Here is a 24,397-nt window from a genome sequence, read left to right on the forward strand (position 1 = left end):
AATGGCAACAAAACAAAAAGAAGTAACAACCTTTGACGTCCAAGTAGCGGAATTTATTCGCAATCATAAAAAAACTGGTACAGCAACTGATGATGAAATCAATAACGCCCTCGTAATTCCCTTCACTTTAGATGTGGAAGGTATTGAGAATCTTTTGCAACGCATTCAAGATGCTGGTATCTCAATTACGGACAACGAAGGAAATCCTAGTGCGCGTGTTTTGAGCACTGAGGAAGAACCAGAGTTGACTGATGAAGATTTGATTGGTTCAACCTCTGCTAAGGTCAATGACCCTGTCCGTATGTATTTGAAAGAAATCGGGGTTGTGCCTCTGCTTACAAATGAAGAGGAAAAAGAGTTGGCCCTTGCTGTTGAAGCAGGTGATATCGAAGCTAAACAACGCCTTGCAGAAGCTAACCTTCGTTTGGTAGTATCTATTGCTAAACGTTATGTTGGACGTGGAATGCAGTTCCTTGACTTGATTCAAGAAGGAAACATGGGCTTGATGAAGGCCGTTGATAAATTTGACTACTCTAAAGGGTTCAAATTCTCAACTTATGCGACTTGGTGGATTCGTCAGGCTATTACTCGTGCCATTGCTGACCAAGCTCGTACCATCCGTATCCCTGTACACATGGTTGAAACCATTAACAAGCTTGTTCGTGAACAACGTAATCTTCTTCAAGAGTTGGGACAAGATCCAACTCCTGAACAAATCGCTGAACGCATGGATATGACACCTGACAAGGTTCGTGAAATCCTCAAGATTGCCCAAGAACCGGTTTCCCTTGAGACGCCAATCGGTGAAGAGGACGACAGCCATCTTGGTGATTTTATCGAGGACGAAGTGATTGAAAATCCAGTAGACTATACAACTCGTATCGTTTTGCGTGAGCAGTTGGATGAAGTGTTAGACACATTGACTGACCGTGAAGAGAATGTCTTGCGTCTCCGCTTTGGTCTTGATGATGGGAAAATGCGTACTCTTGAAGATGTTGGTAAAGTCTTTAACGTAACACGTGAACGTATCCGTCAGATTGAAGCCAAAGCTTTGAGAAAACTTCGCCAGCCAAGTCGAAGCAAACCACTTCGTGATTTCATTGAAGATTAAGTTAAGGGAGAATGAAGATGGCTTACACAGAAGAACAAATCGAAAATATCAAAACACGTATTTTGACAGCCCTAGAAGAAGTTATTGACCCTGAATTGGGGATTGATATCGTCAATCTTGGTCTGATCTACGAGATTCGTTTTGATGGCGATACAGGTGAGACTGAAATTGATATGACCTTAACAACCATGGGTTGTCCCTTGGCAGATCTTTTAACTGACCAAATCTATGATGCTATGACGGACGTTCCAGAGGTTACTAACGTTGAAGTCAAATTAGTTTGGTATCCAGCTTGGACTGTTGAAAAAATGAGCCGCTATGCTCGCATCGCTTTAGGCATCAAGTAAATAAATGATAAAAAGAGAAATAGTATAAACGCCAGGAAATTCCCAGCTTTTATACTATCTCTCTTTTAATTTGCTGATTTTATTTGAAGAAAATGGTATAATGGTTACTATGGAAAAAGAGAAATTACGCATCAATATGCTAAGTTCAAGTGAAAAAGTGGCGGGCCAAGGTGTGTCTGGTGCTTACCGTGAACTGGTACAGCTTTTAAAACGAGATGCGAAAGACCAACTGATCGTAACAGAAAATCTTCCAATCGAAGCGGATGTTACTCATTTTCATACGATTGATTTTCCTTATTATCTCTCGACCTTTCAGAAAAAACGTTCTGGACGTAAGATTGGCTATGTTCACTTCTTACCTGATACCTTGGAAGGTAGTTTGAAGATTCCATTCTTCTTAAAGGGGATTGTCAAACGCTATGTATTTTCTTTTTATGACCGTATGGAGCATCTGGTTGTGGTCAATCCTACCTTCATTGAGGATTTGGTGGCTGCTGGAATTCCACGTGAAAAAGTGACCTATATTCCTAACTTTGTCAATAAAGAAAAATGGCATTCACTTCCTATAGAGCAAGTTGAGCAACTTCGTAAAGATATGGGAATTGATGAGAATCAGTTTGTAGTCGTTGGTGCAGGTCAGGTTCAGAAGCGTAAAGGAATAGATGACTTTATCACTCTAGCTGAGGAATTACCGGATATCACTTTTATTTGGGCTGGTGGCTTCTCTTTTGGGGGAATAACCGATGGTTATGAACGCTATAAAAAGATCATGGATAATCCTCCTGAAAATCTAATTTTCCCAGGGATTGTTGATCCAGAACGGATGAGAGAACTCTATGCCTTGGCTGATCTTTTCTTGCTTCCAAGTTATAACGAGCTCTTTCCAATGACTATTCTAGAAGCTGCGAGTTGTGAAGCACCCATTATGCTTCGGGACTTAGATCTTTATAAGGTGATTCTAGAAGGAAATTACAGACCAACCACAGATGTGGAAGAGATGAAAGAAGCTATCTTGGAATATCGAGAGCATCCAGAAGCGTTGAAAGAATTGAAAGAAAAGGCAAAGGCTATTTCAAGAGAATACTCAGAAGAGCATTTGCTTGAAATCTGGCTTAAATTTTATCGGGAGCAAGCAGCTTTAGGAAAAAAATGAGGTAGTATATGCGAATTGGTTTATTTACAGATACTTATTTCCCACAGGTGTCGGGTGTTGCGACCAGTATTCGAACCTTAAAAACAGAACTTGAAAAGCAAGGACATGCCGTCTTTATCTTTACAACAACAGACAAGGATGTTAATCGTTATGAAGACTGGCAGATTATCCGTATCCCTAGTGTTCCTTTCTTTGCCTTTAAGGATCGACGTTTCGCCTATCGTGGATTTACAAAAGCTCTTGAGATTGCTAAACAGTATCAACTAGACATTATTCATACGCAAACTGAATTTTCTCTTGGTTTATTAGGGATTTGGATTGCGCGTGAATTGCAGATTCCAGTAATTCACACCTATCATACGCAGTATGAAGACTATGTTCACTACATTGCCAAGGGCTTGTTGATTCGTCCTAGCATGGTCAAGTATCTTGTAAGGGGATTTCTTCATGATGTGGATGGTGTGATTTGTCCAAGTGAGATTGTGCGTGACTTGTTATCGGATTATAAGGTCAAAGTTGAAAAGCGTGTCATTCCTACAGGTATTGAGCTTGCCAAGTTTGAACGTCCTGAAATTGGACCAGAGCACATCAGTGATCTACGAGATAAACTAGGTATTAAGAAAGACGAAAAGATGCTTCTTAGCCTTTCACGTGTTTCTTACGAGAAGAACATTCAAGCTGTTCTGGCAGCACTTCCAGATGTTCTAAAAGAAGAGCAAAATGTTAAATTAGTCGTTGCTGGAGATGGACCTTATCTGGAAAACCTCAAGGAGCAAGCAGAAGATTTGCAGATCCAGGATTCTGTTATCTTTACAGGTATGATCGCTCCAAGCGAGACAGCACTTTACTATAAGGCGGCTGATTTCTTCATTTCAGCTTCAACTAGTGAGACGCAAGGCTTGACCTATCTTGAAAGTCTTGCAAGTAAGACTCCGGTAATAGCTCATGGAAATCCCTATCTTGATAACCTCATCAATCATAAAATGTTTGGAACTCTTTATTATGAAGAGAGAGATCTAGCAGGGGCTATTTTAGAAGCTTTAATTGCAACTCCAAAGATGAATGAAAAACTTTTGGCTGAAAAATTGTATGAAATTTCAGCTGAAAATTTTGCTAAGAGAGTCCATGAGTTTTATTTGGATGTTATCATCTCAAACAATTTTGAAAAAGAATTAACTCGTGATGAACCGATGACACAACGGATTTTAAAGACAGTATTTTACTTGCCACAGCAGGCAGTTTCAGTTCCAGTCAAAAGTTCTAAACGAATGTTAAAAGCATCCAAGAAACAGTTGAATGATTTGAGAGATTATTGGAATGACTAAGGTCTTCGAAGAAAGGAAATGAAGAAATGAAAAAGAAATTTATGAGAAGTAGTCGAGATCAAAAAATCGGTGGAGTATGCGCTGGTTTAGCTAATTATTTTGATATTGATCCGACAATCGTACGTGTGATCTGGGGAGTTCTAGCTTTTTGTTATGGTAGCGGACTTATTGCTTACTTAATTTTGTGGGCAATTGCTCCAGTTTCGGAAGAATATTAAAAATAGGGAATTATAGAAAAGGAGAAAATAATGGCATTTGGTGATAATGGAAAACGTAAAAAAACATTTTTTGAGAAATTGACACTATTCGTCGTTTTGATTATGTTGTTTGTAACCTTAGCAGGTATCTTTGCTACAGCCATCGGTGTATTTAGCAGATTTTAAGAAGCTAGTATTTCTAGCAAGTAGTAATAGTTGGTGACTGGGATTTCCCAGCCCTTTTTAAAGTGAGAAAAGAATATGAGTATGTTTTTAGATACAGCCAAGATTAAGGTCAAGGCTGGAAATGGTGGCGATGGCATGGTTGCTTTTCGCCGAGAAAAATATGTCCCTAATGGAGGACCATGGGGTGGTGACGGTGGCCGTGGTGGTAACGTTGTTTTCGTTGTAGATGAAGGTTTACGTACCTTGATGGACTTCCGTTACAATCGTCATTTCAAAGCCCAGTCAGGTGAAAAAGGAATGACTAAAGGAATGCACGGACGCGGTGCAGAAGACTTGATTGTCCGAGTACCTCAAGGGACAACTGTGCGTGATGCTGAGACTGGAAAAGTTATCACTGACTTGATTGAACACGGTCAAGAGTTTATCGTTGCTCACGGTGGTCGAGGTGGTCGTGGGAATATCCGTTTTGCGACACCAAAAAATCCTGCTCCAGAGATCTCTGAGAATGGAGAACCTGGTCAGGAACGTGAGTTACAGTTAGAACTTAAAATCCTTGCGGATGTTGGTTTGGTTGGCTTCCCTTCAGTTGGAAAATCAACTCTGCTCAGCGTAATTACCTCTGCAAAACCTAAAATCGGTGCCTACCACTTTACAACAATCGTTCCTAATCTTGGTATGGTCCGTACTCAATCAGGTGAGTCATTTGCAGTGGCAGACCTTCCTGGTTTGATCGAAGGCGCTAGTCAAGGTGTGGGCTTGGGAACTCAGTTCCTTCGCCATATTGAGCGTACTCGCGTTATCCTTCACATCATTGATATGTCAGCCAGTGAAGGACGTGATCCTTACGAAGATTATCTTGCTATTAACAAAGAGTTGGAATCTTATAACCTTCGTCTTATGGAACGTCCCCAAATCATTGTTGCTAATAAGATGGATATGCCAGAAAGCAAAGAAAATCTTGAAGAATTCAAGAAAAAATTGGCGGCTAACTATGATGAGTTCGAGGACTTACCAGCCATCTTCCCAATCTCAGGTTTGACTAAGCAAGGTCTTGCACCTTTACTAGATGCAACAGCCGAGCTTCTTGATAAGACACCAGAATTTCTTCTTTATGATGAGTCAGAAATGGAAGAAGAAGTTTATTATGGTTTTGACGAAGAAGAAAAACCATTTGAAATTAGTCGTGATGACGATGCAACTTGGGTACTTTCAGGTGAAAAACTCATTAAACTCTTTAACATGACTAACTTTGATCGTGATGAGTCTGTCATGAAGTTTGCTCGTCAGTTGCGTGGTATGGGAGTTGATGAAGCTCTCCGTGCCCGTGGTGCCAAGGATGGAGATCTAGTTCGTATCGGCAAATTTGAGTTTGAGTTTGTAGACTAGGAGATAGCTATGGGAGATAAACCGATATCTTTCCGAGATTCTGATGGAAATTTTGTTTCTGCAGCAGACGTCTGGAATGAGAAAAAGTTAGAAGAACTCTTTAATCGCCTCAATCCAAATCGTGCTTTGAGACTAGCAAGAACTAAAAAGCAAGCTGAAAATAACAAATCATAAAATAAACCCGTGATGATAGTCATCACGGGATTTTATTAACGATCAAAAAATAGAGGTGGTGCAAATTGTTTGAGGCGTTCAAAGCAAGATTGAGCTTGTTCTTTATCCTCGCAGATAACCAAACAGACATCATTGCCACAGATAGTAGCCACAATTTCAGGGAAGTTTAGGGCATCTAAGATGGATCCAAAGGATTGCGCCAAACCTGGATAGGTTTTGATGACAACCTGGTGTTGAACAGGATGCATCATGTAGAGGGCTTCCTCCATATACACTTCTAGGCGTTTTTCCCACTTTGATGTGGAACCAGTGTTGATTGCATAATAGGAGTGTTCACCTTCACGAATTTTAGAAAGGTTCATCAGATTAATGTCTCGTGAAAGAGTTGCTTGTGTGACATGGACTCCGTTTTCAATCAGTAGTTCTTGTAGCTCAGTTTGGGTATGAATCTTTTGCTTAGTGATTAGGGCTCGGATGAGCTGGTGTCTTTGTTCGGCCTTGTTCATCTACAGTTACCTCCCTTTGAAAAGGTATTTCAAGATTGGACTGTGCGAGATCGACAGTCAAGTGATAGTTTGTATTGTCACGTATAGTGATTTCAAAGTCTGTAGTATAGAGCACCAGACGAAGTGTATCGTCTTTCTGAAGTTTGTAGATAGTTGGTTGCAGTTCAAATTGGAACTCCATCCATTCATCTGGTTTAACTTCTTCAATTTTTAATAAATCATGACGATTTTGGAGGTTGAGGTAGCCTTTGGTAATAACACGTTGGGCATTTGGACTAAATGGTAGTTCGCAAAGGTTTTCCAGCATGTGATAACGACCATTATCAATCGTACGAGCAGCCAAAACTCCTGGATATGGTTGAAGGTATTTCTTTTGACCAAGTTCGAGAAGTTGAGCAGAAAGTAAGCCTTTGTTTGTACTTGACTTGAGACGAAGGTTTAGTTTAACACGACCATTAAGGTGGATATTTTCAGTCACCGGTAGGTCAATCGTAATCTGGTTAACCTTGCCTTGATAGAGTTCATTGTTAAAGGTTTGGTAAGTCTTTCCATATCGTTCGAAGTCAGAATCTTGGTAATGATTTTCAATAACAGCTTCTTCAGTACCTAAAGAGAAAGTTTTATGGTCAGTTTGATTTCCAAAATCTTCAAGTGACAGCCAGGTTTGAGGAGCAGTATTGTCTTGCCAAACGACTCGTGGAAGTTGGTAGTCAGTTTCTTGGTTCAATAATTTCTGCGTCAAAAGAGCATTCATGGATTCACGGAAATCAATAGACTGCCAATTGTTCATATAAACATGGGCGCCGTTATGGTAAAAGAGATGTTTTTTAATATGACTTGGAAGAGCATTGAACATTTGATAGACGTGAAGAGGTTTTACATTCCAGTCTTGTGAACCGTGGGTAAAGACAACTTCAGCCTTAACCTTTTGAGTATTGAGTAGGTAGTTTCTGTCATGCCAAAATTGGTTATAATCTCCAGTTTTACGGTCTAGATTTTTCTTGAGTTCTTCTATGGAAGCTTTATGAGCCTCGTTTCCACGAATAAAGTCACCAGCTAAGAGATTACGAGAATAAGTTAATTCATCTAATGAATCGAAGTCCTCCCCTGGATAGCCACCAGGGCTTGTTACCAGACCATTTCCTCGGTAATAGTTGTACCAAGAAGAAATACCGGCTTCAGCAATGATAACCTCTAAACCATCAACTCCTGTAGTAGCAAGACCATTAGACATTGTACCCAGATAAGAAAGACCAGTAGTGGCGACTTTGCCATTTGACCAGTCTGCCTTAACTTGACGTTTACGACTATGGTCCGTAAAGGCACGGCAACGGCCATTTAACCAATCAATAACATTCTTGTAGCCTTCGATTTGACGATAATCACCATTTGGCATCAGACCTTGTGAATTCTTGGTTCCAAGACCTGATACATAGATATTAGCAAATCCTCTAGGAAGGAAGTAGTCGTTAAGTGTGTAGCTGCTATTGATATGAGTCAGTTTTTCTTCAGCTTCAGAAACAAGTTCAGCATCCCCGACAGGTTCAACCAAGTCCAGGGTTGGATTTTCTAACGTAATTTCATGTGGTTCCTTGACTTCTAGCTCAGCTTCCATTTTGTAAAGAGCTTTATCGCTTGATTTATCATTGGTTCCTTGATGGTAAGGACTTGCCGTCATAACAGCTGGAATTTTGCCATTGTAAGTCGGACGGATGATGCTAACCTTGACTAAATCAGGTAGACCATCATTATCAGAATCAATACGAGTTTCCACATAAACAACTTCACGAATAACATTGTTAGTTGAGAAAGTAGCCAAACTCTTTCCATTGAAGTAGTGGTAATCATTGTTCTCAGGGATAAGACCATCACTAACTAGCTGATCAATCAAGGTATTTCCCTTTTTAGTGCGCGTGTTAAGGAGTTGATAGAGATTGTCAATCAAATCTCCGTATACAATAGGGAATGCCGTTTCTTTATGAAAAGCTAGACCATCTTCAAAGTCTATTAAGTAGTTGAAACCAAGCAACTGAAAGGCAACAGTATAGAAAATTTCTGAAGTTAATTCACGATCAGAATTGAAGAAAGTGAGCAGATCAGTTTCTTTGTCAACCGCTAAAGTTGAGAGGGGATAGTCGGTATTTTTATAATTGAAAAAACAATTTCTAACAAAAGCTTCAAACTGTTCCTTAGTTGAAAGCGCAGGGTCGATCTTGAACCCAAGACTGGATAATTCCTGTAAAGCTTGTTGCTGAGTTACAGGATAGTAACTGAATTGATTAAAACGCATAGATGCCTCCTTTGAAGAATCATTCTGAATTTATTATATCAAAAAAGCAAGGAAAATGATAGAATCAGCTGGTCTGGAAAGGCTAAATTGCTAGTAATCTAACAGAGTTTAAGAGAGTGTTTTAACAAGTCCTATATTGTTTTTTTGAGTATCATTAAAGCTTATGCTATACTAGAAATATGTTAGATTTGGAGAAATATGGTGTGACCATGTGGGAAGAGGACAAGATTATCTCTTTCCGTCAAAAATTATTAGCTTGGTATGACGAAAACAAGCGTGATTTACCTTGGAGACGGAGTAAGAAACCTTACCATATCTGGGTGTCTGAAATCATGTTGCAGCAGACTCGAGTTGATACCGTCATTCCCTATTATGAACGTTTTTTGGACTGGTTTCCGACCGTAGAAAACTTAGCAAATGCTCCTGAGGAACGCTTACTAAAAGCCTGGGAAGGACTTGGCTATTATTCTCGTGTCCGCAATATGCAAACAGCCGCTCAACAGATTATGAGTGAATTTGAAGGCAAGTTTCCGTCAACTTATGCAGGTATTTCAAGCTTAAAAGGGATTGGTCCCTATACAGCTGGTGCAATTTCTAGTATTGCCTTTAACCTTCCGCAGCCTGCAGTAGATGGCAATGTCATGCGTGTTTTGGCACGTTTGTTTGAAGTAAATCATGATATTGGAAATCCTAGCAATCGCAAGATTTTTCAAGCGATGATGGAAGTTCTGATAGATCCTGATCGTCCAGGTGATTTCAATCAGGCTTTGATGGATTTAGGTTCAGATATTGAGGCTCCTGTCAATCCAAGACCGGAGGAGAGTCCTGTTAAGGACTTCAGTGCTGCTTATCAACATGGAACCATGGATCGCTATCCTATCAAGGCGCCAAAGAAAAAGCCAATTCCTATTTATCTAAAGGCTCTTGTGGTGCAAAATAGTCAGGGGAAGTTTCTATTAGAGAAGAATGAGAGTGAAAAACTCTTGGCTGGATTTTGGCATTTTCCCTTGATTGAAGTTGATGAATTCTCAGACCAGACTCAGGACCTGGACCTTTTTAATCAAGTAGCGGAGCCAATTCTAGAACGGGGACCATCTCCACAGGAGAGTTTTGAACAGGACTATGATCTTGAAGTTGATTGGCAAGATCTACGTTTTGAAGAGGTCAAGCATGTTTTTAGCCATCGCAAATGGCATATCCAGATAATCGCAGGACAAGTTACTAAGACACAGGAATATGTTGATAGAGAAGTCCTTTGGTTAAGTCCAGAAGAATTTATCAATTATCCTCTAGCCAAACCCCAGCAAAAAATCTGGCAAGCCTATTTGAAAAGAAGCCACTAGCATCGGTCTTTCGTGTCTTCTTTACATTTTTTTGGTATAATGAGATAAGGAAAAAGGTGACTAAATGAAAAAAATACTAATTGTAGATGATGAAAAACCCATCTCAGATATTATAAAATTTAATATGACCAAGGAGGGTTATGAAGTTGTAACTGCTTTTAATGGTCGTGAAGCTCTTGAACAATTTGAAGCTGAGCAACCAGATATTATTATCTTGGATTTGATGCTTCCTGAGATTGATGGACTTGAAGTTGCTAAAACCATTCGTAAGACAAGCAGTGTCCCTATTATCATGCTTTCAGCTAAAGACAGCGAGTTTGATAAGGTTATCGGTCTTGAACTTGGGGCGGATGACTATGTAACTAAGCCCTTTTCAAATCGTGAACTACAAGCACGTGTTAAGGCCTTACTTCGCCGTACGGAGCTAGCTTCTGCCGATAACCAAGAGCCTGAAACGAAACTACAAAGTCTACAAATCGGTGACTTGGAGATCCTCCCAGATGCTTATGTCGCTAAGAAATATGGAGAGGAGTTAGAGTTGACTCACCGTGAGTTTGAGCTCTTGTATCACCTAGCGTCACATATTGGTCAAGTGATCACCCGTGAGCACCTCCTTGAAACTGTTTGGGGTTATGACTACTTTGGAGATGTCCGTACAGTTGATGTAACCATTAGGCGTTTGCGCGAGAAGATTGAAGACACACCAAGTAGACCTGAATACATCCTAACTCGTCGTGGAGTGGGATATTACATGAGAAATAATGATTGAAGTAATTAAACAAACAATTTTGACGAGTGACTTTATCTTTATCCTCATCCTAATTGGCTTTATTATGCTGGTGACTTTTCTCTTACTGGAAAGTCGTCGCGATAATATTCGTCTGAGACAGCTGAATCAGAAGGTCAAGGATTTGATTGCTGGTGATTATTCTCAAGTTTTGGATATGCAGGGAAGTTCAGAGATTACCAATATCACAAACAATCTTAATGATTTGTCTGAAGTAATCCGTCTGACTCAGGAAAATCTCGAACAAGAGAGTAAGAGGTTGCATAGTATCCTAGCCTATATGACAGACGGAGTACTTGCGACCAATCGTCGTGGCCAGATTACCATGATTAATGATATGGCCAAGAGACAACTAGGCATTGAAAGCGATGATGCTCTTAATCAAAATATCCTAGAGTTGCTCAAAATTGAAGAAGAGTATGAACTGAGAGACCTTATTACCCAAAGTCCTGAGTTGATGATTTATTCGCAGAATCTTAATGGCGAGTATATTAGTTTGCGCGTGCGTTTTGCCTTGATTCGTAGAGAGTCTGGTTTTATCTCTGGTCTAGTAGCAGTATTACATGATACGACTGAACAAGAGAAAGAAGAGCGTGAGAGAAGGCTTTTCGTTTCGAATGTTAGTCATGAATTGCGTACACCTTTGACAAGTGTAAAATCCTACCTTGAAGCCTTGGATGAAGGAGCCCTAACAGAACCAGTTGCTCCAGATTTTATCAAGGTGTCTCTTGATGAAACCAACCGTATGATGCGGATGGTGACAGACCTCTTGCACCTCTCACGGATTGACAATGAGTCCAGTCACTTAGATGTTGAGTTGATTAACTTTACTGCCTTTATCACTTTTATTCTCAATCGTTTTGATAAGATGAGAAATCAGGATGATGAGAAGAAATACGAGTTGGTGAGAGATTATCCGATTAACTCCGTGTGGATTGAGATTGATACGGATAAGATGACCCAGGTGATTGATAATATTCTAAATAACGCCATCAAATATTCACCAGATGGTGGAAAAATCACTGTAAGCATGAAAACTACAGATGATCAGATGATTTTGTCTATCTCCGACCAAGGTCTAGGGATTCCAAAGCAAGATTTGCCGAAGATTTTTGACCGTTTCTATCGAGTAGACAGAGCAAGAAGTCGTGCTCAGGGTGGAACAGGATTAGGATTGGCTATTGCTAAGGAAATCATCAAGCAACATAAGGGCTTTATCTGGGCCAAGAGTGAATATGGCAAGGGCTCTACTTTTACCATCGTACTTCCATACGATAAAGATGCCGTGAAAGAAGAGATTTGGGAGGATGAACTAGAAGACTAGAATGAGTGATATCGGTTTTAAATACAGTATTTTAGCATCGGGTTCCAGTGGAAATTCATTTTACTTGGAAACACCAAAAAAGAAAATTTTAGTAGATGCGGGATTATCTGGCAAAAAAATTACAAGCCTCTTGAGTGAAATCAATCGTAAACCAGAGGATTTGGATGCTATTTTGATAACGCATGAGCATTCAGATCATATCCACGGTGTGGGCGTCCTTGCTCGTAAGTACGGCATGGATCTTTATGCCAATGAGAAAACTTGGCAGGCTATGGAAAATAGTAAGTATCTCGGTAAGGTTGACTCGTCGCAAAAGCATATTTTCGAGATGGGAAAAACCAAAACCTTTGGGGACATCGATATCGAGAGCTTCGGTGTGAGTCATGATGCAGTCGCTCCTCAGTTTTATCGTTTTATGAAGGACGATAAGAGCTTTGTCATGCTGACGGATACAGGCTATGTTAGTGATCGTATGGCTGGCATTGTCGAGAATGCAGATGGCTATCTGATCGAGTCAAATCATGATGTGGAAATCCTGCGAGCAGGATCTTACGCATGGCGACTCAAACAACGCATCCTGTCTGATCTTGGACATCTCTCAAATGAAGATGGCGCAGACGCCATGATTCGCACACTAGGTAATCGTACCAAGAAGATTTACCTAGGCCATTTGTCTAAGGAAAATAATATCAAGGAGCTAGCCCACATGACCATGGTCAATCAGTTAGCTCAGGCAGATCTGGGAGTAGGAGTAGACTTTCAAGTTTACGATACTTCACCAGACACCGCAACACCATTAGCTGATATATAAAAAAGAAGGCCTATGCCTTCTTTTTTATATACTATTTTACAACCCAGCAAATTCTTTGATTTCTTGTGCTGACATTGAAGAGTCGCAACGGACATTGATTTGTCCATCCGCAATGTGAACAAATCCTGGTACAGTTGGGATTCCGTAGCGTGAGCGGAATTCTTGCAACTCATTGAGTTGGCTTGGTTCTTCACTGTTGATGAAGTAGATGTGAGCTTTGGTTTCAGCTACGACACCTGCTAAAGTACCTGCAAATTTACGACAGTAAGGGCAAGTTTTGCGACCGATAAAGAAGGTTGCAGTTTCTTTTTTATCAAGAGCTTCTTGCGCACGCGCTACTGTAGTGACTTCAAGGTCTTTGATATTATCTAAAAATTGTTCCATGAGATTACCTCGCTTTCATTGATATGTCTAGTATGCCATAAAGTTTCTAAAATTGCTTAGATTTGATACGAAAAAAGATGAGATTGGTTGGTCTCATCTTTTATAGGACTTTATTTTACAAAAGCATTGATTTCTGCTTCAATGTTGGCAATTTTAGCTTGTGATTCTTCGTTGGTTTCACCTACAACTGCAATGTAGAACTTGATTTTTGGTTCTGTCCCTGAAGGGCGAACGGCAATCCATGAACCGTCAGCAAGTGTGTATTTCAACACGTCACTTGGAGGAGTTGTCAAGTTTGTAACAGTACCGTCAGCAGCAGTAGCAGTTTGAGCCTTGAAGTCTTCTACGACAGTGATAGCTGTTGTGTTCCATTCTTTCGGAGCATTGTTACGGAATTTAGCCATGATCGCTTTGATTTGTTCAGCACCATCGACACCTGAAAGAGTAACAGAGATTGTTTTTTCTGCATAGTAACCGTACTCTTTGTAGATTTCTTCGATGCCGTCAGCAAGTGTTAAACCACGTGAACGGTAGTAGGCAGCAAGTTCAGCAACGACAAGAACGGCTTGGATAGCATCTTTATCACGTACGAATGGTTTAATCAAGTAACCGAAGCTTTCTTCAAATCCCATCATGTAAGTGTGGTTGTGTTTTTCTTCGAATTCTTGGATTTTTTCAGCGATGAATTTGAAACCAGTCAAGACGTTGAACATAGTTGCGCCGTAGCTTTCAGCAATCTTCGTTACCAAGTCAGTTGAAACGATAGATTTGCAGAGAGCGGCATTTTCAGGAAGAGTTCCAGCGTTTTTGTGGGCTTCCAAGATGTATTTAGCCATGATAGCACCGATTTGGTTACCTGAAAGGTTAAGATAGCTACCGTCTTTTTGAAGAACTTCAACACCGACACGGTCAGCGTCAGGGTCAGTTGCAACAAGCACATCAGCTCCTACTTGGCGACCAAGTTCTTCTGCAAGGGCAAAGGCTGCTTGGCTTTCTGGGTTTGGAGATTTAACAGTTGAGAAGTCTGGGTCTGGAGTTGCTTGCGCTTCAACGACTTGAACAGAATCAAATCCTGCTTGAGCAAGAGCACGACGAGCTAACATTTCACCAGTACCATGAAGTGGAGTGTAGACAATCTTCATGTCTTTACCAAACTCTTCAATCAAGGCAGGGTTGATGTTAACGTCTTTTACTTCTTTGAGGTACTCAGTGTCAATTGCGTCACCAATAACTTCAATCAAACCAGATGCTTTTTCAGCTTCTACATCAGCAACTTCAACTGCAAATGGATTTTCGATAGCACGGATATAAGTTGTCAAAGCATCCGCATCGTGTGGAGGCATTTGTCCACCGTCTTCACCATATACCTTGTATCCGTTAAACGGAGCAGGGTTGTGGCTAGCAGTAATCATGATACCTGCGAAACAATTGAGGTGACGAACGGCAAATGAAAGTTCAGGAGTTGGACGAAGACTTTCAAAAACATAAGATTTAATACCGTGTTTAGCAAGAACTGCTGCAGATTCAAAGGCAAACTCTGGAGAGAAGTGACGGCTATCATAAGCGATGGCTACACCACGTTCTTTTTCATTTCCACCTTTTGACTCAATCAAACGAGCCAAACCTTCAGTTGCTTGACGAACAACGTAGATATTAATGCGGTTAGTTCCAGCACCAATCAATCCACGCATACCTGCAGTACCAAACTCAAGATTTGTATAGAATGCGTCTTCCTTAGTTTTTTCGTCCATGTTTTCCAAATCATGACGAAGATAGTCTGGAAGTTCTGCGAAATCAACCCATTTTTGGTAGTTTTCTTGGTAAGCCATAGGAAATCTCCTTTAATATATAATCTGATCGCCTTCATTATACCACGATTTGAAGTTTTAGTAAAACCTTAGCATAAGTTTCTGAAAAAGTTATGAAATATACCTAAACCACAAGTCTTGAACGGCTTACCGAAACATGCTATACTAACTGTATGATTATTTTACAAGCTAATAAAATTGAGCGTTCTTTTGCAGGAGAGGTTCTTTTTGATAATATAAACCTACAAGTAGATGAAAGGGACCGCATTGCCCTCGTTGGAAAAAATGGTGCTGGAAAGTCTACTTTACTCAAGATATTGGTTGGAGAAGAGGAGCCAACCACTGGTGAAATCAATAAGAAAAAAGATATTTCCCTCTCTTATCTAGCACAGGATAGTCGCTTTGAGTCTGAAAATACTATTTACGATGAAATGCTACATGTATTTGATGATTTGCGTCAGACTGAAAGACAACTTCGACAGATGGAGTTGGAGATGGGGGAAAAGACTGGTGCAGAATTAGACAAACTTATGTCTGACTATGATCGCCTATCAGAAAATTTCCGTCAGGCTGGAGGATTTACCTATGAAGCCGATATTCGCTCTATCTTAAATGGATTCAAGTTTGACGAGTCCATGTGGCAGATGCGAATCGCTGAGCTTTCCGGTGGTCAAAATACTCGTTTAGCCCTTGCCAAAATGCTCCTTGAAAAGCCTAATCTCTTGGTCTTGGACGAGCCGACTAACCACCTAGATATTGAAACGATTGCCTGGTTAGAAAACTATCTAGTTAATTATAGCGGTGCTTTAATTATCGTCAGCCACGACCGTTATTTCCTCGATAAGGTTGCAACCATAACACTCGACTTAACCAAACATTCTTTAGATAGATACGTAGGAAACTACTCGAGCTTTGTGGAGCAGAAGGAGCAGAAGCTCGCAACTGAAGCTAAAAACTACGAAAAGCAACAGAAGGAAATTGCTGCTTTGGAAGACTTTGTCAACCGAAATCTTGTTCGAGCTTCAACGACCAAACGTGCCCAATCTCGACGCAAGCAACTGGAGAAAATGGAGCGCTTGGACAAGCCTGAAGCTGGTAAAAAATCAGCTAATATGACCTTCCATTCTGATATAGTATCTGGTAATGTTGTTTTGACAGTGGAGAATGCTGCTATTGGCTATGATGGTGAAATATTATCTGAACCTATCAACCTTGATCTTCGTAAGATGAATGCTATTGCCATTGTTGGTCCTAACGGTATTGGTAAGTCAACCTTTATTAAATCCATTGTGGAACAGATTCCCTTTATCAAGGGTGAGAAGCGCTTTGGTGCTAATGTTGAGGTTGGTTACTATGACCAGACTCAGAGCAAACTAACACCGAGTAATACAGTCTTAGACGAACTCTGGAATGATTTTAAGTTGACACCTGAACTGGAAATCCGTAATCGCCTAGGGGCCTTCCTTTTCTCAGGTGACGATGTTAAAAAATCAGTTGGCATGCTGTCAGGTGGAGAGAAAGCTCGATTGCTCCTAGCTAAACTTTCCATGGAAAACAATAACTTCTTGATCCTCGACGAGCCGACTAACCACTTGGACATTGATAGCAAGGAAGTTCTGGAAAATGCATTGATCGACTTTGATGGAACTCTTCTCTTTGTCAGCCATGACCGTTATTTCATCAACCGTGTTGCCACTCATGTGATGGAATTATCTGAGAATGGATCAACACTTTATCTTGGTGATTATGACTATTATGTTGATAAAAAAGCAGAGCTAGCAGCTAGCCAAGCAGAAGAAGCGGCAGCTGTTGACCAAGAAAAAGAAGTTTCTCCAGTTAATGACTACCATGCCCAAAAAGAGAGTCAAAAAGAACTGCGTAAATTGATGAGACAAATTGAAAGTCTTGAGGCAGAAATCGAAGAACTGGAAACTCAAGCCCAAGCTATCTCTGAACAAATGCATACCACCAATGATGCAGATGAACTCATGCAATTACAAGCAGAACTGGATAAAATTAGCCATCGTCAGGAAGAAGCTATGCTTGAATGGGAAGAATTATCAGAGCAGGTGTAAAGATGGAAAATCTTGGAAAAGTCTTTCGTGAATTTCGAATCAGTAAAAATTACTCTCTAAAAGAAGCTGCAGGAGAGGCCTGTTCGACCTCCCAATTATCTCGCTTTGAATTAGGGGAGTCTGATCTGGCTGCTTCACGTTTCTTTGAAATATTAGATAATATTCACGTGACGATTGAAAATTTTATGGATAAGGCCAGAAATTTTCAACATCATGAGCATGTCAGCTTGATGGCTCAGATTATTCCGCTTTACTACTCAAATGATATTGCAGGTTTTCAAAAGCTTCAAAGAGAACAACTTGAAAAGGCTAAGAGTTCAACTAATCCCCTCTATTTTGAGCTGAACTGGATTTTGTTACAAGGTCTGATTTGTCAAAGAGATGATAGCTTTAGTATGAAGCAAAGTGCGTTGGATAAGGTGGCAGATTATCTTTTCCAAACAGATGAATGGACCATGTATGAGTTGATTCTATTTGGTAATCTCTATAGCTTCTATGATGTTGACTATGTTGCTCGACTTGGTAGAGAAGTGATGGAGAGGGAAGAATTTTATCAAGAAATTGGTCGCCATAGAAAACTGGTCTTGATTTTAGCCCTTAATTGTTACCAGCATTGTTTAGAGCATCTTTCTTTTGAAAATGCAAGCTATTTTGAGACTTATACAGAGAAGATTATTGGAAAAGGAATCAAACTGTATGAGCGTAATATTTTCCATTATCTAAAAGGCTTTTCCTTGTACCAAAAAGGACAGTGTAAAGAAGGCTGTAAGCAGATGCAAGAGGCTATGCATATTTTTGATGTGTTAGGTCTTCCTGAGCAAGTAGCCTACTATCGGGAACACTACGAGAAATTTGTCAAAGATTAATTTTCCCAAATATGGGAAAAATGAGAAACTCCTCCAAGTTTTGATACAATAGTTTCAAAATTTGAGAGGAGTTTTTATGAATCGATACGCAGTACAGTTAATTAGTCGTGGAGCTATAAACAAGATAGGAAATATGCTCTATGATTATGGAAACAGTGTTTGGTTGGCATCAATGGGAACGATAGGACAGACCGTTCTAGGAATGTATCAGATTTCTGAACTCGTCACATCTATTCTCGTAAATCCCTTTGGCGGAGTCATTTCAGACCGTTTTTCTCGTCGTAGGATTTTAATGGCGACGGACCTTGTTTGTGGGATTCTTTGTCTGGCTATTTCTTTCATAAGGAATGACAGCTGGATGATTGGGGCTTTGATATTTGCTAATATTGTCCAGGCCATTGCCTTTGCTTTTTCTCGGCCTGCCAATAAAGCTATTATAACGGAGGTTGTAGAGAAAGACGAGATAGTGACCTATAACTCTCGTTTGGAGCTAGTTTTGCAGGTGGTTGGTGTTAGTTCTCCTGTGCTTTCTTTTCTTATTTTACAATTTGCTAGTCTCCATCTGACGCTCTTATTAGATGCTTTGACCTTTTTCATCGCTTTTGCCCTAGTCGCTTTACTTCCCAAAGAAGAACCAAAGGCTCAAGAGAAGAAACTTTTTACAGGGAAAGATATTTTTGCAGATATCAAAGATGGCTTGCACTATATCAGGCATCAAAAAGAAATTTTCTTTCTCTTGTTAGTGGCTTCAAGTGTGAATTTCTTTTTTGCAGCTTTTGAGTTTTTGCTCCCTTTTTCAAATAAACTCTATGGTGTAGAAGGAGCCTATGCGACTATCTTAACCATGGGTGCAATTGGCTCAATCATAGGAGCACTGATAGCCAATAAATTTAAATCGAGCATGAATACACTTTTGTTCTTATTGATCCTCACAGGAGTAGGAGTTTTCATGATGGGCTTACCACTGCCTAATTTTCTTACCTTTTCAGGAAACCTAGTTTGTGAATTATTTATGACAATTTTTAATATTCACTTCTTTACTCAGGTACAGACCAAGGTTGATGGAGACTATCTGGGGAGGGTATTGAGTACCATTTTTACACTGGCAATTCTCTTTATGCCGATTGCGAAAGGTGTAATGACATTTTTACCAAGTGTGCAATTAGTTTCCTTTTTAATCATCGGACTTGGAGTTATTTTACTTTCGTTGGTATCAATGATCTATATTCAAAGACAAGGGTAACACAGAAAAAAAGCAACGGCACCGTTGCTTTTTTTGTTTTCATCTATCCACCCTGAGGGAATCGAACCCCCATCTCAAGAACCGGAATCTTACGTGATATCCATTACACTAAGGGTGGAAACTTTAATTATTATACCAAAAAAGAGAGCTGAACTCAAGTTTTTTCTAAACTCAGCAAAAGGAGAATAAAAAAAGATTCAGTATTGAACCGAATCCTCTATATGATTATTTTTTCTCAAGAAGAGCTTTAATTTCTTGAAGAACTTCTAATTCAGTTGGACCAGCAGGTGCTTCTTCAACAACCTCTTCTTTTTTAGTAAGGCTTTGAGCTTTTTCCATAGCTTTAATCACAAAGAATAGAACAGTACCAACTACAAGGAAGTTGATAACAGCACTCAAGAATTTACCATATGTAACACCATTCCATGCAAGCTCAGCGATGTTTTGTACTTTCGCAGCTTCCAAGGCTGGGTTCAATAGGAGTGGAGTGATGATATCATTAACAAATGAAGTAACGATAGCACCAAAAGCAGAAGCGATGATCACACCGACAGCAAGGTCTACAACATTACCGCGGAGCAAAAATTCTTTAAGATCTTTTAACATTTTCTTTTTCCTTTCGAAATTTTACAATCTAAATTATAACTTAATCATCTGTTGAATGCAAGAAATATGCTTAGTGTTTTTTAAAAACAAAAACTTTACTGAAGATGTAATTGAGGACTATGATAGTAACTTGTGCAAAAATAGTCTCAATTGTATTGATAGTATTGAGATTATCACCTACAAACTGACCGATAATATGGGGGAAGCTCGTCACAAAAATAAAGGTCAGCAGTAGGTCTAAGAGGAAGGTAATGAACCTTGCGGTCGTAAATTTTATCAGACGCATGAACCAATTTTTTCGTTTTTGTTTAAAAACAATGGTATCGTTGGTGAAAAAAGCAAACAAAATTCCAGTTATATTTCCCAGAGCAGTCGCCCATAATTCTTGTTGGAAAAAGTAAAAAATAGTGATACGAACAATGATAGAAACAAGTGTAGTTGCAACCCCGAAAAATAAGTAGGAGAGGATTTCATTATCGAAGAATTTTTTGATGTATGTTTTCATAAAAATAGTATAGCATAAAGGAGATAAATGTGCTATACTTGTAAGGTTGACTTGCTCAACCCTTGGTGCTTAGCTTCTTTCACCAAGCATATTATATGTGATATTGTCACTAAAGGAGAAAACATGAAAAAATTAACTGTCCGTGATATGGCAGATATTGCCATTGTCGCAGCTATTTATGTGGTTTTGACAATCACACCACCACTGAACGCCATTAGCTACGGAGCTTACCAATTCCGTATTTCTGAAATGATGAATTTCCTATCTTTTTACAATCCTAAGTACATTATCGGTGTTACTCTTGGATGTATGATTGCAAATTTCTTCAGTTTTGGAATCATCGATGTCGCAGTTGGTGGAGGCTCTACGCTTGTCTTCCTAAGTTTAGGCGTATGGTTGTTTAGCAAATACAGCAAAGACTATCTTTTTAATGGATTGATTCGTAAAGATCATTTCTTCTTTTCAATTCTTTTTTCGATTTCAATGATCACCATTGCTGCTGAATTGAACATCGTAGCAGAAGCACCTTTCTTCTTAACTTGGTTTACAACTGCTATCGGAGAATTCGCTTCCTTGATTGTTGGTGCTATTCTTATCGGAAAAATCGGTAAACGTCTTGATTTGACTAGATAATGAAATCATATCAAGTATTCATGAAAAGGTCTGAACTCTGTTCAGTCTTTTTCTTATTTTTCTATAGACCCAGACTCTCAACAAAAGTGGTATTATAAAGAAAAAAGGAATTATTTTAATATGTATAGTTATCGTATTTCAGTTTTTGAAGTCCTTTGGAAAAATCAGGTCATTAGATTTTTGTTAATTTTTTTAGCACTATTTTATTTCTATCTTTTTTTCCAAAGAGTTAAGACATCCTTAAAAAGTGGTGGGAGTATGTTGGATCCTTTTCATATTGCAAAGGGAAGATTATACATTCACACGATTATTCTTTTTAGAAAAAGGATTGTTCCTCTAGCTGAAATTAGACAGATTGATATTGATTACGTTCGAGGGAGAAGAATGAATGGGGACAGGTATCATCTGTACTTTACAAGGAAAGATGGAAAATCTTTTACTTTTCATTTTGGAAAAAGCAAAAGAAACGAGGAGTTAGTGAAAAATCTTGCCAATGTGGCCAAGAAGTGCCATATTAAAATCTATTATTATTATTAAGAGTCGATTGCTAAAATTGAATTGTTGTCACTTGTGACAATTGTCAAAGCCAGGAGAGTAGCTAATATGCTTCAACTACAAGTAATAAGAGAAGATAATCAACTGAGAAACTTATTGATGCAAGAATGCGATATTCTCTTTTATGACCAGTTGAAAGAGGTTGAATTTTCTCAGAACAATGAAGTTTATTCTCTTTCGCCCATAGCCTTTGCTAAAGACGGTAGTGGGGGAGAATATGTAATTCTTGAAGATCAGAGTATCGGCTTTATAGGGAGTGAAGGCCAAGTTGGGAGGTTAGCAGAAAGCCTTGATGACTTACTTACCTTCTTACTTCATGCTGGTTCTATCTCTGATTTTTCTTGTCGTTTGCTCTATCAAAACAAGCATTTGTTGGAAAAATTCAGTCAGGGATTTATCGACAAAGCACGAGAAAATTATCAGTCAAAAGGTGAAGATTGGGATAAAGTGAGAACTGGACTTGCACAAGAGTTGGGACTTGAATTTGATCCAGAAAAACTGCAAGAGTTAGCCTTAAAATTTTATCAATCAGCCATAAGAACCCCTCTTTTCACTTGTAAATATGGTCATGCTGAGGATGAATATGTTTGTGATTCTATTTTGTCCGATATTATCGGCTTGTGGGTTTCAGAGCTTGTTGGAATGAGTAGGGAAGAAATTATGAACTTTGGCAACTAATAACTAGATGGTAATGATTTTTCGCTGTAGCTTGGGTAAGGATTTCTAAAAAAGATGATGGAAAAATAAGGTCTGAAATTAATTTAAAAAAAGAAAAAATCTTTATTTCCTTAAAGTTTTTTATGTTATAATAGTAACAGAAAAATTTTTAGGAGTTTATATGAGTTCTTCAGAATTTATTTCAAAGATTGATTATTATTGTCATAAGAAAGAAAGTTTATTTGACAAAAGTAAGTTCAAGTATGCCATTCGTTCCATGTTTGCAGGTGCTTTTTTAACCTTTAGTACAGCCGCTGGGGCTATCGGTGCTGATCTACTAAATAGCATCGTTCCAAGTGCTGGCTATTTTCTTTTTCCCTTTGTGTTTGCTTGGGGACTGGTTTACATTGTATTTTTAAATGCTGAATTGGTCACATCAAACATGATGTACCTGACAGCTGGAACATTCTTGAAGAAGATTGATTGGAAGAAAGCCTTTATTATCTTACTTTATTGTGCTTTTTTCAACTTAGTTGGAGCCATCTTGGCAGGTTGGTGCTTTGCTAATTCATCTGCTTTTTCACACCTGACACACGACAGTTATCTAGCAAAGATTGTTGCTAAGAAGTTAGCACGACCTAGTGATTTGGTCTTGTTGGAGGGGATTTTGGCAAATATGTTTGTAAATATTGCCATTCTATCTTCTATTTTGGTTAAGGATAGCAGTGCTAAGTTGTGGATTATCTTATCAGCTATCTCTATGTTTGTTTTCTTGTCAAACGAGCACATTGCAGCTAACTTTTCATCCTTTAGCATTATTAAATTTAGTATTGTTTCTGACCAAATTGCTAACTTTGATATTCCAAATATCCTACGCCATTGGGGAGTTACCTTTATCGCTAACTTGATTGGTGGAGGATTCCTGATAGGATTACCATACGCTTTTTTAAATAAAAACGAAGAAACTTACGTTGATTAGACCTGAGTGTTTTATATTGGTGTAATAGAAGAAGAGAGAATCATTGCGATTCTCTTTTTATTTAGAATTAAATGCAGTCATTACTGGCTGATAACTTTAATCTAATCTTTATTTCAGAAATTTATTATTACTCCAATTTATAAAATATATTAAATAATTTAGTATAGAAAACATAAACCTAACTAAAATAATAATTATAAATTAATAAAATAAATGTATAGAATAAGGATGGAAACGATTGCTAAAAGTGATAAAAATATTGTAAATAGAATTAAGAAAGCCTTCCCATAATTTCGATTTTATGTTATAATATTCACAAATAAAAGTTTTAGGAGTTTATATGGTTTCTTCAGAATTTATCTCAAAAATTGAGTTTGCTTGTAAGAAAAAGGAAAGTCTTTACAGTCAAAGTAAATTCAAGTATGCTATCCGTTCAATGTTTGCTGGTGCATTCTTAACATTTAGTACAGCAGCTGGTGCAGTTGGAGCTGACTTGATTAATAAGATTGCTCCTGGTAGTGGACGTTTCCTCTTCCCATTTGTTTTCGCTTGGGGATTGGCTTACATTGTCTTCTTGAATGCTGAGTTAGTAACATCTAACATGATGTTCTTGACAGCTGGTAGCTTTTTGAAAAAAATTAGCTGGAGAAAAACAGCTGAAATTCTTCTATACTGTACACTCTTTAATTTGATCGGTGCTCTTATAGCAGGTTGGGGATTCGCTCATTCGGCAGCTTTCGCAAAATTGTCACATGAAAGCTTTATTTCGGGTGTTGTAGAGATGAAGTTAGGGCGTGGTAATGATTTAGTCTTACTTGAAGCAATTTTGGCTAATGTCTTTGTAAATATCGCGATTCTTTCATTCGTTTTAGTTAAGGATGGTGGAGCAAAACTTTGGTTGGTTCTTTCAGCGATTTATATGTTTGTATTCTTAACAAACGAGCACATCGCCGCAAACTTTGCATCATTTGCTATTGTGAAATTCAGTGTTGCTGCTGATTCAATCGCAAACTTCGGTATTGGAAATATTCTTCGTCACTGGGGTGTAACCTTCATCGGTAACTTTATCGGTGGTGGTCTACTGATGGGATTACCTTACGCCTTCTTAAATAAAAACGAAGATACATACGTAGATTAAAAGTTGGA

At 38.9% G+C, this 24,397-nt stretch carries 26 protein-coding genes, 1 tRNA gene and 1 riboswitch; of the genes, 20 read left to right on the forward strand and 7 right to left on the reverse strand.

The genetic code is table 11. From position 1 onward, the window contains the following. The first annotated feature begins 1 nt into the window (after position 1). The 8 genes from rpoD (at position 2) to HMPREF2987_RS10665 (ending at position 5,879) form a co-directional block, all read left to right on the forward strand. Entirely contained in the window at positions 2 to 1,111 is a 1,110-nt protein-coding gene (gene rpoD / locus HMPREF2987_RS04205) for an RNA polymerase sigma factor RpoD (protein WP_000201894.1), read from the forward strand. Between the two features lie 17 nt (positions 1,112 to 1,128). Further along, entirely contained in the window at positions 1,129 to 1,458 is a 330-nt protein-coding gene (locus tag HMPREF2987_RS04210) for a metal-sulfur cluster assembly factor (protein WP_000331926.1), read from the forward strand. A 100-nt stretch (positions 1,459 to 1,558) separates the two neighbouring features. Beyond that, positions 1,559 to 2,611 (forward strand): glycosyltransferase family 4 protein, encoded by a 1,053-nt coding sequence (locus HMPREF2987_RS04215; RefSeq protein ID WP_075229471.1) that lies wholly within the window; start codon positions 1,559 to 1,561, stop codon positions 2,609 to 2,611. A gap of 8 nt (positions 2,612 to 2,619) precedes the next feature. After that, positions 2,620 to 3,936 carry a glycosyltransferase family 4 protein gene (locus HMPREF2987_RS04220; protein WP_075229472.1) on the forward strand — a complete coding sequence of 439 codons (1,317 nt, stop codon included), beginning with the start codon at positions 2,620 to 2,622 and terminating at the stop codon, positions 3,934 to 3,936. Between the two features lie 26 nt (positions 3,937 to 3,962). Further along, positions 3,963 to 4,154: a PspC domain-containing protein gene (locus HMPREF2987_RS04225; RefSeq protein WP_075229473.1), complete on the forward strand. Its 192-nt coding sequence runs from the start codon at positions 3,963 to 3,965 to the stop codon at positions 4,152 to 4,154. Positions 4,155 to 4,184: 30 nt separating this feature from the next. Continuing rightward, the gene (locus HMPREF2987_RS04230; RefSeq protein WP_049548929.1) at positions 4,185 to 4,319 is read left to right on the forward strand and encodes a DUF4044 domain-containing protein; all 135 of its coding nucleotides are present in this window, start codon (positions 4,185 to 4,187) and stop codon (positions 4,317 to 4,319) included. Positions 4,320 to 4,394: 75 nt separating this feature from the next. After that, positions 4,395 to 5,705 carry a GTPase ObgE gene (gene obgE / locus HMPREF2987_RS04235; RefSeq protein WP_049548930.1) on the forward strand — a complete coding sequence of 437 codons (1,311 nt, stop codon included), beginning with the start codon at positions 4,395 to 4,397 and terminating at the stop codon, positions 5,703 to 5,705. A 9-nt stretch (positions 5,706 to 5,714) separates the two neighbouring features. Next, positions 5,715 to 5,879, forward strand: coding sequence for a hypothetical protein (locus HMPREF2987_RS10665; protein WP_142995353.1), 165 nt, complete (start codon positions 5,715 to 5,717; stop codon positions 5,877 to 5,879). 35 nt (positions 5,880 to 5,914) lie between these two features. Here HMPREF2987_RS10665 and HMPREF2987_RS04240 read toward each other — a convergent pair whose 3' ends face one another. Together HMPREF2987_RS04240 and HMPREF2987_RS04245 are read right to left on the reverse strand one after the other, a co-directional pair. Beyond that, positions 5,915 to 6,385, reverse strand: coding sequence for an arginine repressor (locus HMPREF2987_RS04240; protein WP_075229474.1), 471 nt, complete (start codon positions 6,383 to 6,385; stop codon positions 5,915 to 5,917). Further along, complete coding sequence (locus tag HMPREF2987_RS04245; RefSeq protein WP_075229475.1) at positions 6,336 to 8,675, reverse strand: Xaa-Pro dipeptidyl-peptidase; 2,340 nt, start codon at positions 8,673 to 8,675, stop codon at positions 6,336 to 6,338. Before HMPREF2987_RS04245 ends, HMPREF2987_RS04240 begins: the two co-directional genes overlap by 50 nt. A gap of 179 nt (positions 8,676 to 8,854) precedes the next feature. Between HMPREF2987_RS04245 and mutY the strand changes: the two genes are divergently transcribed. The 4 genes from mutY (at position 8,855) to HMPREF2987_RS04265 (ending at position 12,940) form a co-directional block, all read left to right on the forward strand. Beyond that, positions 8,855 to 10,018 carry an A/G-specific adenine glycosylase gene (gene mutY, locus HMPREF2987_RS04250; RefSeq protein ID WP_075229476.1) on the forward strand — a complete coding sequence of 388 codons (1,164 nt, stop codon included), beginning with the start codon at positions 8,855 to 8,857 and terminating at the stop codon, positions 10,016 to 10,018. A 64-nt stretch (positions 10,019 to 10,082) separates the two neighbouring features. Then, positions 10,083 to 10,787, forward strand: a complete 705-nt coding sequence (yycF, locus tag HMPREF2987_RS04255; protein ID WP_075226880.1) for a response regulator YycF — start codon at positions 10,083 to 10,085, stop codon at positions 10,785 to 10,787. Next, positions 10,780 to 12,129 (forward strand): cell wall metabolism sensor histidine kinase VicK, encoded by a 1,350-nt coding sequence (vicK, locus tag HMPREF2987_RS04260; protein WP_075226879.1) that lies wholly within the window; start codon positions 10,780 to 10,782, stop codon positions 12,127 to 12,129. Before yycF ends, vicK begins: the two co-directional genes overlap by 8 nt. A 1-nt stretch (position 12,130) precedes the next feature. After that, positions 12,131 to 12,940 carry an MBL fold metallo-hydrolase gene (locus HMPREF2987_RS04265; protein ID WP_075229477.1) on the forward strand — a complete coding sequence of 270 codons (810 nt, stop codon included), beginning with the start codon at positions 12,131 to 12,133 and terminating at the stop codon, positions 12,938 to 12,940. A gap of 36 nt (positions 12,941 to 12,976) precedes the next feature. Here HMPREF2987_RS04265 and HMPREF2987_RS04270 read toward each other — a convergent pair whose 3' ends face one another. Beyond that, on the reverse strand, positions 12,977 to 13,324 hold the full coding sequence (locus HMPREF2987_RS04270) for a thioredoxin (protein ID WP_000434637.1): 348 nt from the start codon (positions 13,322 to 13,324) through the stop codon (positions 12,977 to 12,979). A 110-nt stretch (positions 13,325 to 13,434) separates the two neighbouring features. Further along, the gene (locus HMPREF2987_RS04275) at positions 13,435 to 15,153 is read right to left on the reverse strand and encodes a phospho-sugar mutase (protein WP_075229478.1); all 1,719 of its coding nucleotides are present in this window, start codon (positions 15,151 to 15,153) and stop codon (positions 13,435 to 13,437) included. A 152-nt stretch (positions 15,154 to 15,305) separates the two neighbouring features. On the opposite strand from HMPREF2987_RS04275, the gene HMPREF2987_RS04280 reads away from it, so the two are divergent. From HMPREF2987_RS04280 to HMPREF2987_RS04290, 3 genes are all read left to right on the forward strand, one after another. Next, on the forward strand, positions 15,306 to 17,207 hold the full coding sequence (locus tag HMPREF2987_RS04280) for an ABC-F family ATP-binding cassette domain-containing protein (RefSeq protein ID WP_075229479.1): 1,902 nt from the start codon (positions 15,306 to 15,308) through the stop codon (positions 17,205 to 17,207). Between the two features lie 2 nt (positions 17,208 to 17,209). Further along, positions 17,210 to 18,073 carry an XRE/MutR family transcriptional regulator gene (locus HMPREF2987_RS04285; RefSeq protein ID WP_075229508.1) on the forward strand — a complete coding sequence of 288 codons (864 nt, stop codon included), beginning with the start codon at positions 17,210 to 17,212 and terminating at the stop codon, positions 18,071 to 18,073. Between the two features lie 76 nt (positions 18,074 to 18,149). Next, positions 18,150 to 19,316: an MFS transporter gene (locus tag HMPREF2987_RS04290; RefSeq protein ID WP_075229480.1), complete on the forward strand. Its 1,167-nt coding sequence runs from the start codon at positions 18,150 to 18,152 to the stop codon at positions 19,314 to 19,316. A gap of 46 nt (positions 19,317 to 19,362) precedes the next feature. On the opposite strand, the gene HMPREF2987_RS04295 is transcribed toward HMPREF2987_RS04290, so the two are convergent. The 3 genes from HMPREF2987_RS04295 to HMPREF2987_RS04305 form a co-directional block, all read right to left on the reverse strand. Beyond that, positions 19,363 to 19,434, reverse strand: a tRNA-Arg gene (locus HMPREF2987_RS04295). 107 nt (positions 19,435 to 19,541) lie between these two features. After that, positions 19,542 to 19,922: a large conductance mechanosensitive channel protein MscL gene (gene mscL / locus HMPREF2987_RS04300; protein ID WP_049526579.1), complete on the reverse strand. Its 381-nt coding sequence runs from the start codon at positions 19,920 to 19,922 to the stop codon at positions 19,542 to 19,544. 70 nt (positions 19,923 to 19,992) lie between these two features. Continuing rightward, positions 19,993 to 20,427, reverse strand: a complete 435-nt coding sequence (locus HMPREF2987_RS04305; RefSeq protein ID WP_075229509.1) for a GtrA family protein — start codon at positions 20,425 to 20,427, stop codon at positions 19,993 to 19,995. A 28-nt stretch (positions 20,428 to 20,455) separates the two neighbouring features. Next, positions 20,456 to 20,553, forward strand: a riboswitch (PreQ1 riboswitch). On the opposite strand from HMPREF2987_RS04305, the gene HMPREF2987_RS04310 reads away from it, so the two are divergent. The 5 genes from HMPREF2987_RS04310 (at position 20,551) to HMPREF2987_RS04330 (ending at position 24,389) form a co-directional block, all read left to right on the forward strand. Beyond that, positions 20,551 to 21,060 (forward strand): QueT transporter family protein, encoded by a 510-nt coding sequence (locus tag HMPREF2987_RS04310; RefSeq protein WP_075229481.1) that lies wholly within the window; start codon positions 20,551 to 20,553, stop codon positions 21,058 to 21,060. (Overlaps the previous riboswitch by 3 nt.) Positions 21,061 to 21,180: 120 nt before the next feature. Then, a complete protein-coding gene (locus HMPREF2987_RS04315) occupies positions 21,181 to 21,597 on the forward strand; it encodes a hypothetical protein (RefSeq protein ID WP_049526585.1) in 417 nt (138 codons plus the stop codon). 66 nt (positions 21,598 to 21,663) lie between these two features. Next, the gene (locus HMPREF2987_RS04320; protein WP_075229482.1) at positions 21,664 to 22,293 is read left to right on the forward strand and encodes a hypothetical protein; all 630 of its coding nucleotides are present in this window, start codon (positions 21,664 to 21,666) and stop codon (positions 22,291 to 22,293) included. Positions 22,294 to 22,453: 160 nt separating this feature from the next. Beyond that, positions 22,454 to 23,251, forward strand: a complete 798-nt coding sequence (locus tag HMPREF2987_RS04325; protein WP_075229483.1) for a formate/nitrite transporter family protein — start codon at positions 22,454 to 22,456, stop codon at positions 23,249 to 23,251. A 340-nt stretch (positions 23,252 to 23,591) separates the two neighbouring features. Then, positions 23,592 to 24,389, forward strand: coding sequence for a formate/nitrite transporter family protein (locus tag HMPREF2987_RS04330; RefSeq protein ID WP_075229484.1), 798 nt, complete (start codon positions 23,592 to 23,594; stop codon positions 24,387 to 24,389). Positions 24,390 to 24,397 lie beyond the last annotated feature (8 nt).

Origin of the sequence: Streptococcus sp. HMSC067H01 (assembly GCF_001814775.1) — a bacterium.
In the GTDB taxonomy this organism is placed as follows: domain Bacteria; phylum Bacillota; class Bacilli; order Lactobacillales; family Streptococcaceae; genus Streptococcus.

Bases quoted from the DNA above. Each gene is read 5' to 3' on its own strand.
- rpoD (WP_000201894.1), top strand. From the start codon at position 2: ATGGCAACAAAACAAAAAGAAGTAACAACCTTTGACGTCCAAGTAGCG.
- HMPREF2987_RS04210 (WP_000331926.1), top strand. From the start codon at position 1,129: ATGGCTTACACAGAAGAACAAATCGAAAATATCAAAACACGTATTTTG.
- HMPREF2987_RS04215 (WP_075229471.1), top strand. From the start codon at position 1,559: ATGGTTACTATGGAAAAAGAGAAATTACGCATCAATATGCTAAGTTCA.
- HMPREF2987_RS04220 (WP_075229472.1), top strand. From the start codon at position 2,620: ATGCGAATTGGTTTATTTACAGATACTTATTTCCCACAGGTGTCGGGT.
- HMPREF2987_RS04225 (WP_075229473.1), top strand. From the start codon at position 3,963: ATGAAAAAGAAATTTATGAGAAGTAGTCGAGATCAAAAAATCGGTGGA.
- HMPREF2987_RS04230 (WP_049548929.1), top strand. From the start codon at position 4,185: ATGGCATTTGGTGATAATGGAAAACGTAAAAAAACATTTTTTGAGAAA.
- obgE (WP_049548930.1), top strand. From the start codon at position 4,395: ATGAGTATGTTTTTAGATACAGCCAAGATTAAGGTCAAGGCTGGAAAT.
- HMPREF2987_RS10665 (WP_142995353.1), top strand. From the start codon at position 5,715: ATGGGAGATAAACCGATATCTTTCCGAGATTCTGATGGAAATTTTGTT.
- HMPREF2987_RS04240 (WP_075229474.1), bottom strand. From the start codon at position 6,385: ATGAACAAGGCCGAACAAAGACACCAGCTCATCCGAGCCCTAATCACT.
- HMPREF2987_RS04245 (WP_075229475.1), bottom strand. From the start codon at position 8,675: ATGCGTTTTAATCAATTCAGTTACTATCCTGTAACTCAGCAACAAGCT.
- mutY (WP_075229476.1), top strand. From the start codon at position 8,855: ATGTTAGATTTGGAGAAATATGGTGTGACCATGTGGGAAGAGGACAAG.
- yycF (WP_075226880.1), top strand. From the start codon at position 10,083: ATGAAAAAAATACTAATTGTAGATGATGAAAAACCCATCTCAGATATT.
- vicK (WP_075226879.1), top strand. From the start codon at position 10,780: ATGATTGAAGTAATTAAACAAACAATTTTGACGAGTGACTTTATCTTT.
- HMPREF2987_RS04265 (WP_075229477.1), top strand. From the start codon at position 12,131: ATGAGTGATATCGGTTTTAAATACAGTATTTTAGCATCGGGTTCCAGT.
- HMPREF2987_RS04270 (WP_000434637.1), bottom strand. From the start codon at position 13,324: ATGGAACAATTTTTAGATAATATCAAAGACCTTGAAGTCACTACAGTA.
- HMPREF2987_RS04275 (WP_075229478.1), bottom strand. From the start codon at position 15,153: ATGGCTTACCAAGAAAACTACCAAAAATGGGTTGATTTCGCAGAACTT.
- HMPREF2987_RS04280 (WP_075229479.1), top strand. From the start codon at position 15,306: ATGATTATTTTACAAGCTAATAAAATTGAGCGTTCTTTTGCAGGAGAG.
- HMPREF2987_RS04285 (WP_075229508.1), top strand. From the start codon at position 17,210: ATGGAAAATCTTGGAAAAGTCTTTCGTGAATTTCGAATCAGTAAAAAT.
- HMPREF2987_RS04290 (WP_075229480.1), top strand. From the start codon at position 18,150: ATGAATCGATACGCAGTACAGTTAATTAGTCGTGGAGCTATAAACAAG.
- mscL (WP_049526579.1), bottom strand. From the start codon at position 19,922: ATGTTAAAAGATCTTAAAGAATTTTTGCTCCGCGGTAATGTTGTAGAC.
- HMPREF2987_RS04305 (WP_075229509.1), bottom strand. From the start codon at position 20,427: ATGAAAACATACATCAAAAAATTCTTCGATAATGAAATCCTCTCCTAC.
- HMPREF2987_RS04310 (WP_075229481.1), top strand. From the start codon at position 20,551: ATGAAAAAATTAACTGTCCGTGATATGGCAGATATTGCCATTGTCGCA.
- HMPREF2987_RS04315 (WP_049526585.1), top strand. From the start codon at position 21,181: ATGTATAGTTATCGTATTTCAGTTTTTGAAGTCCTTTGGAAAAATCAG.
- HMPREF2987_RS04320 (WP_075229482.1), top strand. From the start codon at position 21,664: ATGCTTCAACTACAAGTAATAAGAGAAGATAATCAACTGAGAAACTTA.
- HMPREF2987_RS04325 (WP_075229483.1), top strand. From the start codon at position 22,454: ATGAGTTCTTCAGAATTTATTTCAAAGATTGATTATTATTGTCATAAG.
- HMPREF2987_RS04330 (WP_075229484.1), top strand. From the start codon at position 23,592: ATGGTTTCTTCAGAATTTATCTCAAAAATTGAGTTTGCTTGTAAGAAA.